Origin of the sequence: Paenibacillus abyssi, from assembly GCF_014640295.1 — a bacterium.
GTDB lineage: Bacteria > Bacillota > Bacilli > Paenibacillales > Paenibacillaceae > Paenibacillus_D > Paenibacillus_D abyssi.
On the sequence record NZ_BMGR01000011.1, the window covers coordinates 161,185 to 174,661 of the forward strand.

The 13,477-nt window shown below is 45.5% G+C and carries 14 protein-coding genes; 12 read left to right on the forward strand and 2 right to left on the reverse strand.

Annotated elements, in window-relative coordinates:
* Positions 1–7 precede the first annotated feature (7 nt).
* Positions 8–1,111 (reverse strand): metallophosphoesterase, encoded by a 1,104-nt coding sequence (locus IEW11_RS17105; protein ID WP_188532279.1) that lies wholly within the window; start codon positions 1,109–1,111, stop codon positions 8–10.
* A gap of 264 nt (positions 1,112–1,375) precedes the next feature.
* Here IEW11_RS17105 and IEW11_RS17110 point away from each other — a divergent pair, with 264 nt between their 5' ends.
* From IEW11_RS17110 to IEW11_RS17150, 9 genes are all read left to right on the forward strand, one after another.
* Positions 1,376–1,876, forward strand: coding sequence for a hypothetical protein (locus IEW11_RS17110; protein ID WP_188532280.1), 501 nt, complete (start codon positions 1,376–1,378; stop codon positions 1,874–1,876).
* A 252-nt stretch (positions 1,877–2,128) separates the two neighbouring features.
* Positions 2,129–3,400: a S1C family serine protease gene (locus IEW11_RS17115; protein WP_188532281.1), complete on the forward strand. Its 1,272-nt coding sequence runs from the start codon at positions 2,129–2,131 to the stop codon at positions 3,398–3,400.
* Positions 3,401–3,527: 127 nt separating this feature from the next.
* On the forward strand, positions 3,528–4,085 hold the full coding sequence (locus IEW11_RS17120; protein ID WP_188532282.1) for a glycerol-3-phosphate responsive antiterminator: 558 nt from the start codon (positions 3,528–3,530) through the stop codon (positions 4,083–4,085).
* A 198-nt stretch (positions 4,086–4,283) separates the two neighbouring features.
* The gene (locus IEW11_RS17125; RefSeq protein WP_188532283.1) at positions 4,284–5,945 is read left to right on the forward strand and encodes a glycerol-3-phosphate dehydrogenase/oxidase; all 1,662 of its coding nucleotides are present in this window, start codon (positions 4,284–4,286) and stop codon (positions 5,943–5,945) included.
* A gap of 44 nt (positions 5,946–5,989) precedes the next feature.
* Positions 5,990–7,528: a glycerol kinase GlpK gene (gene glpK, locus IEW11_RS17130; protein ID WP_188532284.1), complete on the forward strand. Its 1,539-nt coding sequence runs from the start codon at positions 5,990–5,992 to the stop codon at positions 7,526–7,528.
* Positions 7,529–7,650: 122 nt separating this feature from the next.
* Positions 7,651–8,058 (forward strand): tellurite resistance TerB family protein, encoded by a 408-nt coding sequence (locus tag IEW11_RS17135; RefSeq protein ID WP_188532285.1) that lies wholly within the window; start codon positions 7,651–7,653, stop codon positions 8,056–8,058.
* 114 nt (positions 8,059–8,172) lie between these two features.
* Complete coding sequence (locus tag IEW11_RS17140; protein WP_188532286.1) at positions 8,173–8,928, forward strand: NRDE family protein; 756 nt, start codon at positions 8,173–8,175, stop codon at positions 8,926–8,928.
* Positions 8,929–9,006: 78 nt separating this feature from the next.
* On the forward strand, positions 9,007–9,729 hold the full coding sequence (locus IEW11_RS17145) for a metallophosphoesterase family protein (RefSeq protein WP_188532287.1): 723 nt from the start codon (positions 9,007–9,009) through the stop codon (positions 9,727–9,729).
* Between the two features lie 81 nt (positions 9,730–9,810).
* Positions 9,811–9,960 carry a hypothetical protein gene (locus IEW11_RS17150; protein ID WP_188532288.1) on the forward strand — a complete coding sequence of 50 codons (150 nt, stop codon included), beginning with the start codon at positions 9,811–9,813 and terminating at the stop codon, positions 9,958–9,960.
* A 334-nt stretch (positions 9,961–10,294) separates the two neighbouring features.
* Here IEW11_RS17150 and IEW11_RS17155 read toward each other — a convergent pair whose 3' ends face one another.
* Positions 10,295–10,954: a CAP domain-containing protein gene (locus IEW11_RS17155; RefSeq protein ID WP_229725376.1), complete on the reverse strand. Its 660-nt coding sequence runs from the start codon at positions 10,952–10,954 to the stop codon at positions 10,295–10,297.
* Positions 10,955–11,523: 569 nt separating this feature from the next.
* Here IEW11_RS17155 and IEW11_RS17160 point away from each other — a divergent pair.
* The 3 genes from IEW11_RS17160 to IEW11_RS17170 all read left to right on the forward strand — a co-directional run bounded on the left by IEW11_RS17160 (position 11,524) and on the right by IEW11_RS17170 (position 13,474).
* On the forward strand, positions 11,524–11,901 hold the full coding sequence (locus IEW11_RS17160; RefSeq protein WP_188532289.1) for a VOC family protein: 378 nt from the start codon (positions 11,524–11,526) through the stop codon (positions 11,899–11,901).
* 196 nt (positions 11,902–12,097) lie between these two features.
* Positions 12,098–13,150 carry a M42 family metallopeptidase gene (locus tag IEW11_RS17165; protein WP_188532290.1) on the forward strand — a complete coding sequence of 351 codons (1,053 nt, stop codon included), beginning with the start codon at positions 12,098–12,100 and terminating at the stop codon, positions 13,148–13,150.
* 57 nt (positions 13,151–13,207) lie between these two features.
* The gene (locus IEW11_RS17170; protein WP_229725378.1) at positions 13,208–13,474 is read left to right on the forward strand and encodes an ATP-binding protein; all 267 of its coding nucleotides are present in this window, start codon (positions 13,208–13,210) and stop codon (positions 13,472–13,474) included.
* The last annotated feature ends 3 nt before the right edge of the window (positions 13,475–13,477 follow it).

Sequence of the window (13,477 nt, forward strand, 5' to 3'; positions counted from 1 at the left end):
GTATAGGTTACTCTCCAAAGGTGACCTGAATCTGTACGATCTCCGAGCGGGATCCGATTCGAATCGGCGGGCCCCAGAATCCGTATCCAGAGGAAACGATGGAATGGAATTGTTCCTTCTGCAGATGTCCCCAATCATTCTCGTACATCCATCCCGTAATGAGGTGCGCGGGAGCGATCTGACCGCGATGGGTATGGCCGGAGACCATAAGATCGATTCCATTCTGCTGCGCAGTATCCAAATGATAAGGCTGATGATCAAGCAGGATTAATGGCTTCGATGGATCCAGATCCTTCACTAAAGCAGAGAGTTCGGTTCTTTCAGTGTCACTGTAATCTTTTCTCCCGATGAGAGTGAAGCTGTCATTAATCGTCATTGTATCGTCGTATAACACTTGCATATTGCTGTTTTCGAGTACGCCAATCAGTTCTTCCATCTTGCCATCATGGCGGTCGTGATTGCCTAAAGAAGCATATACGCCGTAGGTGGATTGGATTTGGGACAGGATCTGATCAATCCCTTTGTCCAGATATAGATCAATATCATCGTCAAGGATATCGCCTGGAAATAAAACAAGATCAGGCTGCAGCGCATTGATCTGTTCGACCATTCGAATCGCATGATTTTTCCCGGAGAGCAGCCCAAAATGCATATCCGATGCCATTACAATATTGAGCGATTCAATATCGTGAACTTCCTTGTTAATATGAACGTCATAGGTTCGAACATTAGGGGTATATGCGTTGAAGGAACCATAGGCGATTAATGCGATAAGCGTGAACATGGTAATGAATCCGAACCATTTCTCCACCCGATGTCTTGGAAGCGGGGTCAAACGGAATAACCAAACGCTGAGATGCGCAACCGGCAAAAGCAGAATTAATAAATAAAAAACAGCCATCCAATAGGCGCCGATCACATTCAAAATCGTAATATTGCCAAATACGCGTCCCAGAATAAATGATATAGATACAATAATCAAAGTGATTATATAGAGAAGCTTAAACCGAAATGAAACCTTAGGTTTCATCCAGCTCCAACCGCTCCAGCCGACATAAAAGACAAGTAAAGCATACAACAAAATAATGCCAATCCCGATTATTATAAACATGTCATTCTCCTTTCACTAACTTAATTATAGCAACTGAGAAAGGAGAAAACTTCGGTATTTCAAGTGAATTTGTGAACGCTTTAGCAATTATGTCAAGATAAGAGACAAGGCCTCCGAAAGGATGATCGGCCGGCCTCGTTACTTAGAGAAAATTAATGTGCGAATTTATCAGAACTTCGTTTATGCTGAGAAAAGTTTACTATAATTAAGGGTATTGATTAGCTTATCAGATAATAAAACTAGGATCATAAAGGAAGTGGCGTTATGCAGAATGCACCTATCATATCATTGGAAGAGATGATGACCGAATCAGAATTGTTTCAATCCATATATCCGGATTTGATCGGGGAGATCGACCGTGTTGAACATGTCCGGGGCAAACTTAATGACTTTCAGCTCATGCGTGCAGTTTCTTATGCAAAAAACGGGTTGGGTGTACTAAGCTACGAGCGGCGGCAAAACATTAATGCTATTTTTGAGGTTTTCTCTGAGATCTACCGGCAGGAAGGTAGAGAGTCAGCCCATCAGTGGGCGAGTGATACTTTGGGCTGCGAAGTACCCGTGCTGCAAGTCGATGAATTAAACGAGTTGTCAAATGTTGTGCCGGTTGATGCTTCTGAGGATGCCTCTGAGTATGTTTCCAATGATGCAAGAGCGAGGCTTGAAGAGCTTTCATCCATGATTCAAGAGAAGGAAGCGGATCTGCTGCAGTTGTACCGGGAATATTACCAGTTGCAAAACCATACAGACAAAGATGAGAGTTGAGGAAAACTTCGAAACGATACATACAAACAAGCCGGCGCTGCAGCGCCGGCTTGTTTTATAGTACAGCTGCGAACCGCATTCGGAGGTCTCCACGAGTTTGATCGCTCCAGTATTTTCAGCTTATATTCAGGAAACATTTAAGCTGCTATAAGCTTTAGCTCAGAATCGTTTCAGGTTGAGGGCCTATACTTCAATACATCAGGAAGCTGATGTTACGTATAAACAGACCCTATTAATCATTCGGAGGTTATTATGACGAAAGACAACTATGAAACGAATCGTGAGATTGATGTGATTTCTGCCCGCTCCGGCGATATCCATGAAACACAGCCCGGAAATGAAATCAGGTATCAAAAGCAGAAACGGGGTCTGCCTAGAGGCTTGTTGCCGGCCTTTCTTGCAGGAGCACTCGTAGTGGGGGGATTGATGATGGCCTCGGATAAAATGAATGTATTCGGTTCTGAGCCGGTTGTCTATGACCAATCGGGAGCTGATGCGATGAAAACGGCTTCGCTTAATCTATCATCAGATGGAACTTCTTCGATATCCGATATTGTAAAACAAACGAGTCCGGCCGTTGTAAAGATCGAAACAAAGATCAAAGCCTCGGGCAATGCAATGTCATCACCATTCTTCGGCCAGCCTTCTGATAACGGACAATCGGGAGAGCTGCAAGACAGCGGAATCGGCACGGGATTTATATATGACGCCTCAGGATACATTTTGACGAACGAGCATGTCATTCATGGCGCGGATCAGATCGATGTGACGATTCAAGGCTATGATGAACCATTCATAGCAACACTCGTAGGGAGCAGCTATGATATGGACTTGGCCGTGCTGAAAATTGAAGGAGACAGTCCTTTTCCAGCAATCGCGTTGGGAGATTCGGATAATACGCAGATTGGAGAGTGGGTCATCGCGATCGGTAATCCTTACGATCTGGATTATACGGTTACAACGGGTGTTGTAAGCGCCAATGAACGCTCGATCAGCATTCCAGACGAGCAGGGGACCAGAAACTATCAGCATTTATTCCAGACCGATACGGCGATTAACCCGGGTAATTCCGGCGGACCGCTGCTGAATATGAATGGAGAAGTGATCGGCATCAACACTGCCGTCAGCAGTGATACACAAGGCATTGGCTTTGCTATTCCGAGCAGTACTGTTAAAGCTGTAATGGAAGCACTAATGAATAATGAAACCATCCCATCCCCCTATATTGGGATAGGGCTCCAGGATATATCAGATAACATGCTGGGCGAGTTGAAGCTGGATAACACGGATGGGGTACTGGTGGCAGGAGTACAGGCAAACTCTCCAGCATACAGTTCCAGTCTTCGCCAATATGATGTGATTGTGGCCGTGAACAATAAGGAAATCGCTAACGCAGAGCAATTTACCGCAATCATTCAGTCTTCAAAGGTGGGAGATCAGCTTGCGCTGTCAATCATCCGCGATGGAGTCAAACAGGAAGTAACCGTTACAGTAGGCGATAAGAATGGAACGAGGAACGGTTAAACGAAAAGAGTACAGAACAGGCTGTCAATACAGGCAGCCTGTTTTATTGATGACTGCAAGCTAATATTAAAGTAAAATCAGTTCATATTCTACTATTAACATCAACAAGTAAGGCGGTGAGAGAAGAATGGATTTTAATAATCAGCGCATTTTACCGGCTGCCCGCAAAATAAAAGATGTAGAGCGTCTGATGAAGTTGTCCTATGAGTATATCGTTATATTGGATACACATATCAGCCAGATCAAATCGATCGTTGACCTGACGAAGGCACACGGGAAGAAGCCCTTGCTGCATGCGGATCTCATAGAAGGTTTAAAGAACGACGAATATGCGGCGGAATATCTGTGCCAGGTCGTAAGGCCGGCGGGTTTGATATCGACCCGTTCCGGTGTGATCGCCAAGACTAAACAGAACGGGCTGCTGGCCATTCAACGATTGTTTCTGCTTGATACGAATGCATTGGAGAAAAGCTATGCACTGCTTGAAAGGACAAAACCCGATTTTATCGAGGTGCTGCCGGGCGTGATGCCGCATATTATTACAGAGGTTCATCAACGGGCGGGCATACCGATTTTTGCCGGAGGGTTGATCCGTACGGTTAATGATGTGGAGCAGGCACTGAATGCAGGAGCAACCGCGGTAACCACATCAAATTCAGGCCTGTGGAAGCATTTTGAGAAATAAACGAAGAATAGATGGGTTCATTGCAAATAAAATGCAATGAATATTGTACTATTAAAAACATGGATGTTATGTTATAGTGAAAAATAAGTTAATACTAAGGTTGGAGATCAGTGAGAAACCGCAACTCCTTTGGGACTATTCAGGTGCCGAGGGATGATTGTGGTTTTTTTGCATTTTCATATGGAGGGATTGAATGACATGGCTGCATTCTCAGGTAAAGAGCGCAACAATCGATTAAACAACATGCAAAATGAAATGTTTGATGTGCTTGTTATTGGCGGGGGCATAACCGGTGCGGGGATCGCTTTGGATGCACAGACGCGAGGAATGAAGACGGCGGTAATTGAAATGCAGGATTTTGCCGCGGGTACCTCGAGTCGTTCTACCAAGCTTGTGCATGGGGGATTGCGGTATTTAAAGCAGTATGAGGTCAAGATGGTGGCTGAGGTGGGTAAAGAGCGGGCAATCGTATATGAGAACGGACCGCATGTGACGAACCCGGAGTGGATGATGCTGCCGTTATATCAAGGCGGTACCTTTGGTAAGTTCTCGACCTCGCTTGGCCTGCGATTATATGATTTCCTTGCTGGTGTCAAATGGAGCGAACGCCGTAAGATGCTGGGGCGTGATGAAACGCTAACCAAAGAACCGCTGTTGAAGAAGGAAGGGCTAAAAGGAAGCGGTTATTATGTCGAATATCGGACGGATGATGCGCGATTAACGATTGAAGTCATTAAGAAAGCGGTCGAAGCCGGGGCAAATGCCGTGAATTATACGATGGCAAAACAGCTGATTCACAATAATGGGAAGCTCGTTGGCGTGGAAACGCAGGATTTAATCAGCGGCGCAACACGTACAATTATGGCGCGACGTATTGTTAATGCGACAGGACCATGGGTAGACTCGCTGCGCGAGCTGGACAACTCCAAGCGTGGCAAGACGCTGCGGCTAACGAAGGGGATCCATCTTGTTTTTGACGGCAGCCGATTCCCGCTGCAGCAAGCGATATATTTCGATACGCCAGACGGACGCATGATATTTGCGATTCCTCGTGACGGGAAAACGTATGTCGGCACGACGGACACGGATTATACAGGCGATATGATTAATCCGGGTATGACGGAAGATGACCGAGATTATATCTTGAAAGCAAGCAATTTTATGTTTCCTGAACTGAATTTAACTGCTTCCGATGTGGAATCGAGTTGGGCAGGGCTTCGTCCATTGATCTATGAAGAAGGGAAGTCTCCCTCTGAAGTGTCTCGAAGAGACGAAATTTTCCACTCTCCTTCAGGGATGCTCACGATTGCAGGCGGTAAGCTGACCGGTTACCGCAAGATGGCGGAGACCGTCACGGATCTGTTAGTACGCGAGCTAACTTCTGAGGGGCAAGGGCCGTATAAATCATGCTCGACGAAGGGGATGCCGATTTCAGGAGGCGATCTGGGCGGCTCAGCGCAATTTCCGTCTTTTATTCGCCGCAGGAAGGAACAGGGTGCTCGAATTGGCTTGTCGCCGGATGCAGCGGAACAGCTTGCCAGACGTTACGGCACGAATGTTCAAGCGATATTCGAACAGATCCCTGAGCTTCGCCGGGAGTCAGCGCATTATGATCTGCCTGTAGAAGTGTATGCCTCTTTGATCTATGGGATCGAGCATGAAATGGTTGTGAAGCCTGCCGACTATTTGATCCGCAGAACCGGCGCGCTGTTTTTTGATCTGGATTGGGTGAAACGTTATAAAACCAGCATTATACAGGCGATGGCCGAACGGTTAGGGTATTCGGAGACCGAGCTGCGCATGTACGAAGCGGATTTGGATCATGCACTCAAGACTGCGGTAACACCGGCAAGCGAATAGGGTCTGGGGAATTATGTAAAACAGCGGATAGTGGAGGATTTCAAATGAAAAAACAATATATCCTTTCTTTAGATCAAGGAACTACGAGCTCCCGCGCCATCTTATTTGATAAATCAGGTTCGATAATCGGGACCTCTCAAAAAGAGTTTACACAAATGTATCCAAATCCGGGATGGGTTGAACATAATGCCGAAGAAATCTGGGAGACGCAGCTTGATGTTCTAAAGGCAGTTTTATTACAGCATCATGTTCGTCCGGATCAAATCGCTGCCATCGGAATTACGAATCAGAGAGAAACAGCAGTCGTTTGGGACAAGTATACCGGTAAACCGGTATATAACGCGCTCGTATGGCAAAGCCGCCAAACGATGGACATTTGCCATGAATTGAAGCGGCAGGGTTATGAGAGTATGATCCATGAAAAAACGGGATTGTTGATCGACGCTTACTTCTCGGGTACAAAGGTGAAATGGATTCTTGATCATGTCGATGGCGCAAGGGAACGTGCGGAGCATGGCAATCTGCTGTTCGGGACGATCGACACATGGATCATCTGGAAGCTAACGGAGGGAAAAGTGCATGTAACGGATTACTCCAATGCCTCGAGAACATTGATGTTTAATATCCATACCCTTAAGTGGGATGCTGAATTGCTGAATATATTATCGATTCCGGCATCAATGCTGCCTGAGGTCAGGTCATCAAGCGAAGTATATGGGGAAACCTCCAGCGCGATTTTGGAAACCGGGATTCCCATCTCAGGGATCGCAGGCGACCAACAGGCGGCATTGTTCGGACAAGCTTGCTTTGAAGAAGGAATGGTTAAAACCACATACGGTACCGGATGTTTTATGCTGATGAATACAGGCGGGAAAGCCGTCGTTTCCGATAACGGCCTGCTTACAACGATCGCATGGGGCTTAGACGGAAAAGTGGAGTATGCGCTCGAAGGCAGTATCTTTATAGCAGGGGCTGCGATCCAATGGCTTCGCGATGGCCTTAAAGTAATCACTAAAGCAGCTGACTCGGAAAAGCATTCTTTCGCTATTCAAAGTACAGATGGCGTATATATGGTCCCGGCTTTCGTCGGGCTGGGAGCGCCTTATTGGGATATGGAAGCAAGGGGCGCGATTCTAGGCTTGACCCGCGGGACAACACAGGATCACATTATTCGCGCTGCAGTGGAATCACTTGCTTATCAAACCAAAGACGTATTGAAAGCGATGGAAGCGGATTCAGGCATGAAGCTGCAAAAGCTGGCTGTTGATGGCGGTGCTGTGGCGAATAACTTCCTTATGCAATTCCAGGCGGATTTGCTCGGCACTGCAGTCGACCGTCCACGCGTGTTGGAAACGACGGCGCTCGGAGCCGCCTATCTAGCGGGACTTGCAGTGGGATATTGGTCAAGCAAAGAAGAAATCCTTGCCAATAAAGTGATTGAGCGGACGTTCACTTCTGCTATACTGGAAGAGCAGCGGAGCTCGCTGTATAACGGCTGGAGATGCGCTGTCCAATCTACTATGGGCTATAAACCGCTCACCAACGGCAAATCAGAATTTAACGCCCAAACAAAGTTCGGGTAGGGAGATATTCTTATATCATTTATTAAAAAATCGTTAAACAAGTATGGAGCAGTAGGAAATGAACACGAATTGTCGAATATAGGAAGATGCAAATATTTTATTCAATCAGGAGGCCGACAGCATTGTTTTTGCATTTTCTACAAACGAAGGAACACAAAGTGGCATTTTTGGAATTGGCGCATATCGTCGCTAATGCTGACGGGTTCATAAACCGGAAGGAACAAGGATATTTACAGTCTTTTATGGCCGAGATGGATATGCAAGGGACCGAGCATCAATTCTCATCAGGCAGGGAACTCTCGGACATCGTCTGCGATCTGAAGGATGAACAGGTGAAGCACATCTTTTTTGCCGAGATACTGCTTCTCATATTCGCCGACGGCGATTACAACGATGAAGAAAAGAAGATCGTGTGGGAATTAAAACGGCTATTCGGTTTTTCGGATGAAACCTACGAATCGTTTAAAAACTGGGTGATCCGCATGGACAAGCTGAAAATCGAGGGCATCAAGCTCATTTTGGACTTATAGTTGGGTATGATAACAATGAAGAGCGCATTTTACGCGGAATAACCTTTGAGTTATTCCGTTTTTTATAAGATAATGCAGGAGAATCCATCATTCAAAGAAAGCTGGGATTATAATTTGTGTTTAATCTTGTTTGCATACCAAGCCCATGAAACCTACAAGCTTATCGTTGCTGCCAATCGCGATGAATTCTATGAAAGACCGACCGCACCCGTTCATTATTGGAAGGACCATCCCTATATACTTGCCGGCAGGGATTTAGCCAAAATGGGCACATGGATGGGCATGACAACAACGGGACGCTTCGCATCGTTAACCAATTACCGTAATCCAGAGGAGCAATCTGAAGGAAAGCGTTCCCGGGGAGAACTGGTTGCCGATTTTTTAAAGGATCATGTGTCTCCGGAGACGTTTATGCACGAAGCTGCAAAAAAACGCACCCAATATCCGGGCTACAATCTATTGGCAGGGGATACAAAAGAGCTGTACTACTATTCGAATATTCAGGACGAGGTTCAAAGGCTGGAGCCTGGCATATATGGAGTCAGCAATCATCTCTTAAATACCGATTGGCCAAAGGTCAGACGCGGCAAAGAGGGGCTGTCAAACCTCATCGCGGAAAACAGAGGCGATCTAACAGAACAATTGCTGACACTTCTGCAGCATGCGGACCCGGCATCCGATGACATGCTGCCTAAAACAGGTGTTTCCTTGGAGTGGGAGCGGATTCTTTCTCCTATATTCATTCAAAGTAATGGCTATGGAACAAGAAGCTCTACAGTTCTGCTGATGTCCGAGGATGAAATTCATTTAAGGGAGCGGGTCTTTTCAACGGAAGGGCTGAACGACCAACAATATACAATTAGACTGTAGGTTCATGATTTTGATTATTAGTTTACATAATATATATGATGTAAACATGACATAATGTAGAGGTAAGGGGGAGATCTGATGAGAGCAGCATTCATCTCGGATATTCATGGCAATTCCATCGCACTTGAAGCCGTTCTGGAGGACATAAGCAAGAAGGCTGTTAATCAAATCTATGTGCTTGGCGACCTTTGTTATCGCGGACCCGATCCGAAAGGTTCTCTCCGGAGAATACAAGCATTGCATACGAAAGTCATTAAGGGCAATGCGGATGAGTGGGTTGTTCGAGGCGTACGACAAGGAGAGGTTCCAGATCCGGTGCTCGACATCATGAACCGGGAACGTGACTGGACTGTATCGCAGCTGGATCAACAAGACATTGATTATTTAGCAGGTTTACCGACCGAGCTTAATCTTGACCTGGAAGGCATGTCAATCAGCGCATTTCATGCTACCCCGGAGAGCTTGTTCGAGGTTGTGCTTGGGAGTGCAGACGATGAACTGCTGGAGACAAAGCTGATGTCAGCCAGTCATGCCGACCTGTACATATATGCTCATATCCATAGGCCGTACATTCGCTATATTAACGGTAGAATAATTATGAATATCGGCAGCGTAGGCCTTCCTTTTGACGGTATGAACAAAGCGTCATATGCGATCGTCGAAGTAGACCAGGGGAGAATTAGCACATCGATAGAGCGAGTTTCATTTGATATAGAAGAAGTAATCCGGCAATATGAGGATGCGAGGTATCCTAATTCGGACATGATGGCAAGAATTCTCCACCATGCGAGTGTGAAGTAAATGGGGTAGAAGCTCCGCATAAATGATTCCAGCAGCGGAAATATCGGATCCACGAACAAGGCAGCGGCACGGGGAACGACTATGTCTCCAATTACGCTGCGAAAATGTCTGTTGCAGGATATGATGACGCAGGAAGAAATGGATCAGATGAGAGCCAACCTAAGCTTGGATCGCCCGGTTTATGAGCAGTATCTGGTATGGATGAAAAATATTGTTCCTGAACGAATTTAAATGTGTCTGGATGAAATGTGAAACGTCAAGAAAGCCCGCCTTTTGCCCGGCGGGCTTCTTCATGCAGGTTTCCACCTGAAGATACAATTACTTTTTCGTCAGCGTCCAAAAGTAGTAAAGCGCTACAACAGCAACACTCATCGAGTAAAGTGAAGTCGATATCGTCTTTGTATATAAGAGGATCGACATGATCAAGATTACGATAACCGTAACGGCACGGTGGATGTGTAGTTTTTTCATTGTATTATTATAGCTCGAAGAAACGAAAAGCTGCAAATGTTTTATGCTTCTTCGAGCATGCAGCACCGATTACAGGAGCAGTTAGGCGGATCGCCTAACCTGTAAACTCTTGAACCCATGTGCCATTGTAATATGCAATCCCGATTTTGGTAAAACCGCTGTTCATGATGTTGGCTCGGTGGCCTTCACTGTTCATCCAATCGTTCATGACCTGTTCTGGGGTGGGTTGGCCTTTAGCGATGTTTTCCCCAGCCGCATTGAAAGGGATCTGGAAGTTTCGCATCATATCGAACGGAGATCCGTATGTCGGAGACGTATGATCAAAGTAATTATTATCATACATGTCCTTTGCCTTGACCATAGCCACTTTGGATAAATTCTCGTCCATACTCAGTGTACTCAAGCCTGCATTTGTTCTTTGTGCGTTGACCAATGACAGAACCTGCTGCTCAAATTGAGAGGTCGACTGATTCTTATCCGCAGGGTTTTCTGTCGTTCCAGGTTGGCCTATTAACCAATCCGGGAGTGTATTGGGAGCTTGTTTCATCGACATCGATGGTTTCCGCGCTCCCGCCGTAGCTGTTGACGATGATTGAGTTACTGTAGATGCAGGCGCTTTAGCATGTGCTGGATGATCCATATTTACATGCTTAGGAACGGATTGCTTCTGTATTGCATTATCATTGACCGTACAGCCTGTGACCAGCACTAAAACGGCGGCTAATGCAATATAACTCTTCATGGGTCTCTTCATAGAATCAACACCTCAGTATGTTAATATGGTGATTTATAAAGAATATATTTGCCCAACGGAGCAGCGCTTATCCCATATTTCTATTAGCATGAACAGCCCATGTATTGGCAAGAGAACTTGAATGGGGACTTCAGTTAAAGGGGAATATTACGATGAGTACCTGCGAATTTATAATTATTTAAAACAGGACAAACCGAAGCCGGATGAGAGCGATGTCGTTTTCTCTTTCTCATCATTTTTGTGTTCATCCTGATCTTGCGTGGAATTAGAATAAAAGTTAATGATGTCATCAATGCTCGTAAAGTTTGCTGTGGATGTAGTTTTTCGTTTATTCATTGTTAAAAATCTCTCCTTCAATTTGCCTGGCCACATTTTATTTAAACCGAATTGGGCATTTTGAAGCATCCAGCTGTTATAGGGTGGTGAATCAGCCAACATCTTTGTCATACGAGCTTTAACTTAGAATAGTTAGATGTGTTATCATTAGATATGGGTTCAATGCCCATTTTCACTTATTTATAGGAGAGTCCCGATTATGAGGTTACAACTAAATTTAATGGGGGTTTAAGATGAAAATTCAACTCACAAGTGTATATGTAAATCATCCATTGGAAGCCTTTAAATTTTACACAGAAGTGCTGGGCTTCATCTCAAGGCTCTACATTCCGGAAGCTTATTTGGCCATAGTTGCTTCACCTGAAGAACCGGATGGTACCGGGCTGCTTCTTGAACCTAACAACAATCCGATTGCAAAGACATACCAAGAAGCTCTATTTAATGCCGGGTATCCTGTCATCGTATTCGGTGTTAAGGACATTCAAAGCGAATATGAGCGACTGAGTGAACTCGGTGTCGTTTTTAGAAAGCAGCCGACGAAAACGGAAGTAGGCATAGAGGCGATATTTGAAGATACTTGCGGCAATCTAATACAGCTTTATCAAGTCTAATCAAGGTTCTCGTCAACGATAGTACTGTTTCTCAGACGGATTCACCCGACCCAATAGGTCGGGTTTTTTGTGCTCGGAACTCGCCAATCCGGAGGAGCGGAATGGGATTTAATTTCACTTTATTGGACATTGGGTATAAAATAGAGCTCAGAACAAGGGTCCGTTACAGCGTCTTTATGAAAGGGGAAACTTAACAATGCCTTCGCCATTAGAACCACAGCCTAATCAAGAATATATTGTAACCTTATTGGAACGGCTGCTCAAAACGCCAAGTCCAAGTGGTTACTGCATGGACATCATGCAATTGATTCAGAATGAAGCTGACAAGCTCGGATATTCATTAGAAATAACGCCCAAAGGAAATGGAATCATTACGATTCAGGGACAACATGCTGATAAAGTAATTGGATTATCCGCGCATCTCGATACACTTGGCGCCATGGTACGCTCGATTAAGCCGAACGGCATGATACGCTTTACACCGGTCGGGGGGTATGCGATGCATACAGTGGAGGGCGAATACTGTCTCATTCATACACGAGACGGCAGAACATATGAGGGGACCGTATTGTCTACGAAACCATCCGTACATGTATATCCTGATGCAAGAGATTGGAAGCGTGAAGAGGCGAATATGGAAATTCGCATCGATGAGATCGTAAAATCGAAAGAAGAGGTTGAGAAGCTGGGAATCGCGGTTGGTGATTTTATATCCTGGGAGCCGCGTACCCGAATCTTAACCAATGGTTGGATCAAATCGCGGCACCTGGACGATAAAGCCGGCATAGCTGCATTGTTCGGTCTCCTGGAATGGATGAAGCGTGAGGGCAGGAAGCCTGTTCACACGGTCAAGCTAATATTGTCAACCTATGAAGAAGTGGGCCACGGGAGTTCCTATATACCGGCGGATATTACCGAATTGATTGCTGTGGATATGGGTGCAATCGGAGATGATCTTTCAGCAACAGAGCGGGATGTTTCCATATGTGCTAAAGATTCGACAGGGCCGTACGATTACAATATGACCTCCAAGCTTATAGCGCTCGCCAAGCGAGAAAAACTTCCTCATGCGGTCGATATTTACCCTCATTATGGCTCCGATGCCTCTGCAGCGTTACTGGGTGGCAGCAATATTCGGGCGGCTTTAATCGGGCCAGGGGTCCATGCTTCACATGGGATGGAACGCACGCATGCGGATGCGATCGTCAACACAGCCGCATTGCTGCTGGCTTATGTCCTGGAGCCCTAATATCCATTAAAAGCCGCTTCGCGCATCCTAAATACGCAGGAGATTCCTTTAATTACTGTGGCGAGAATCAAATTAAGAAAAAAGCAAGAGACAAACCATTCCATTCATATTAGAATAAAGGACGAAGGAATGGGCATCTCCAAAATATTTGGCAATCCATTCTATACAACGAAGGAAAAGGGGACGGGCCTTGGATTAACGATCAGTTATAATATCATCAAAGACCAAATGGTCAAATCACGATCAATAGTCGGAAAAATAAAGGAACAATCATTGAGCTCGATTTGCCAACAACAAACGGCTTGGATAGGAGACAACTACTAACAA

Excerpts from the sequence above, each read along its gene's own strand:
- IEW11_RS17105 (WP_188532279.1), bottom strand. The coding sequence starts at position 1,111 with ATGTTTATAATAATCGGGATTGGCATTATTTTGTTGTATGCTTTACTT.
- IEW11_RS17110 (WP_188532280.1), top strand. The coding sequence starts at position 1,376 with ATGCAGAATGCACCTATCATATCATTGGAAGAGATGATGACCGAATCA.
- IEW11_RS17115 (WP_188532281.1), top strand. The coding sequence starts at position 2,129 with ATGACGAAAGACAACTATGAAACGAATCGTGAGATTGATGTGATTTCT.
- IEW11_RS17120 (WP_188532282.1), top strand. The coding sequence starts at position 3,528 with ATGGATTTTAATAATCAGCGCATTTTACCGGCTGCCCGCAAAATAAAA.
- IEW11_RS17125 (WP_188532283.1), top strand. The coding sequence starts at position 4,284 with ATGGCTGCATTCTCAGGTAAAGAGCGCAACAATCGATTAAACAACATG.
- glpK (WP_188532284.1), top strand. The coding sequence starts at position 5,990 with ATGAAAAAACAATATATCCTTTCTTTAGATCAAGGAACTACGAGCTCC.
- IEW11_RS17145 (WP_188532287.1), top strand. The coding sequence starts at position 9,007 with ATGAGAGCAGCATTCATCTCGGATATTCATGGCAATTCCATCGCACTT.
- IEW11_RS17150 (WP_188532288.1), top strand. The coding sequence starts at position 9,811 with ATGTCTCCAATTACGCTGCGAAAATGTCTGTTGCAGGATATGATGACG.
- IEW11_RS17155 (WP_229725376.1), bottom strand. The coding sequence starts at position 10,954 with ATGAAGAGACCCATGAAGAGTTATATTGCATTAGCCGCCGTTTTAGTG.
- IEW11_RS17160 (WP_188532289.1), top strand. The coding sequence starts at position 11,524 with ATGAAAATTCAACTCACAAGTGTATATGTAAATCATCCATTGGAAGCC.
- IEW11_RS17165 (WP_188532290.1), top strand. The coding sequence starts at position 12,098 with ATGCCTTCGCCATTAGAACCACAGCCTAATCAAGAATATATTGTAACC.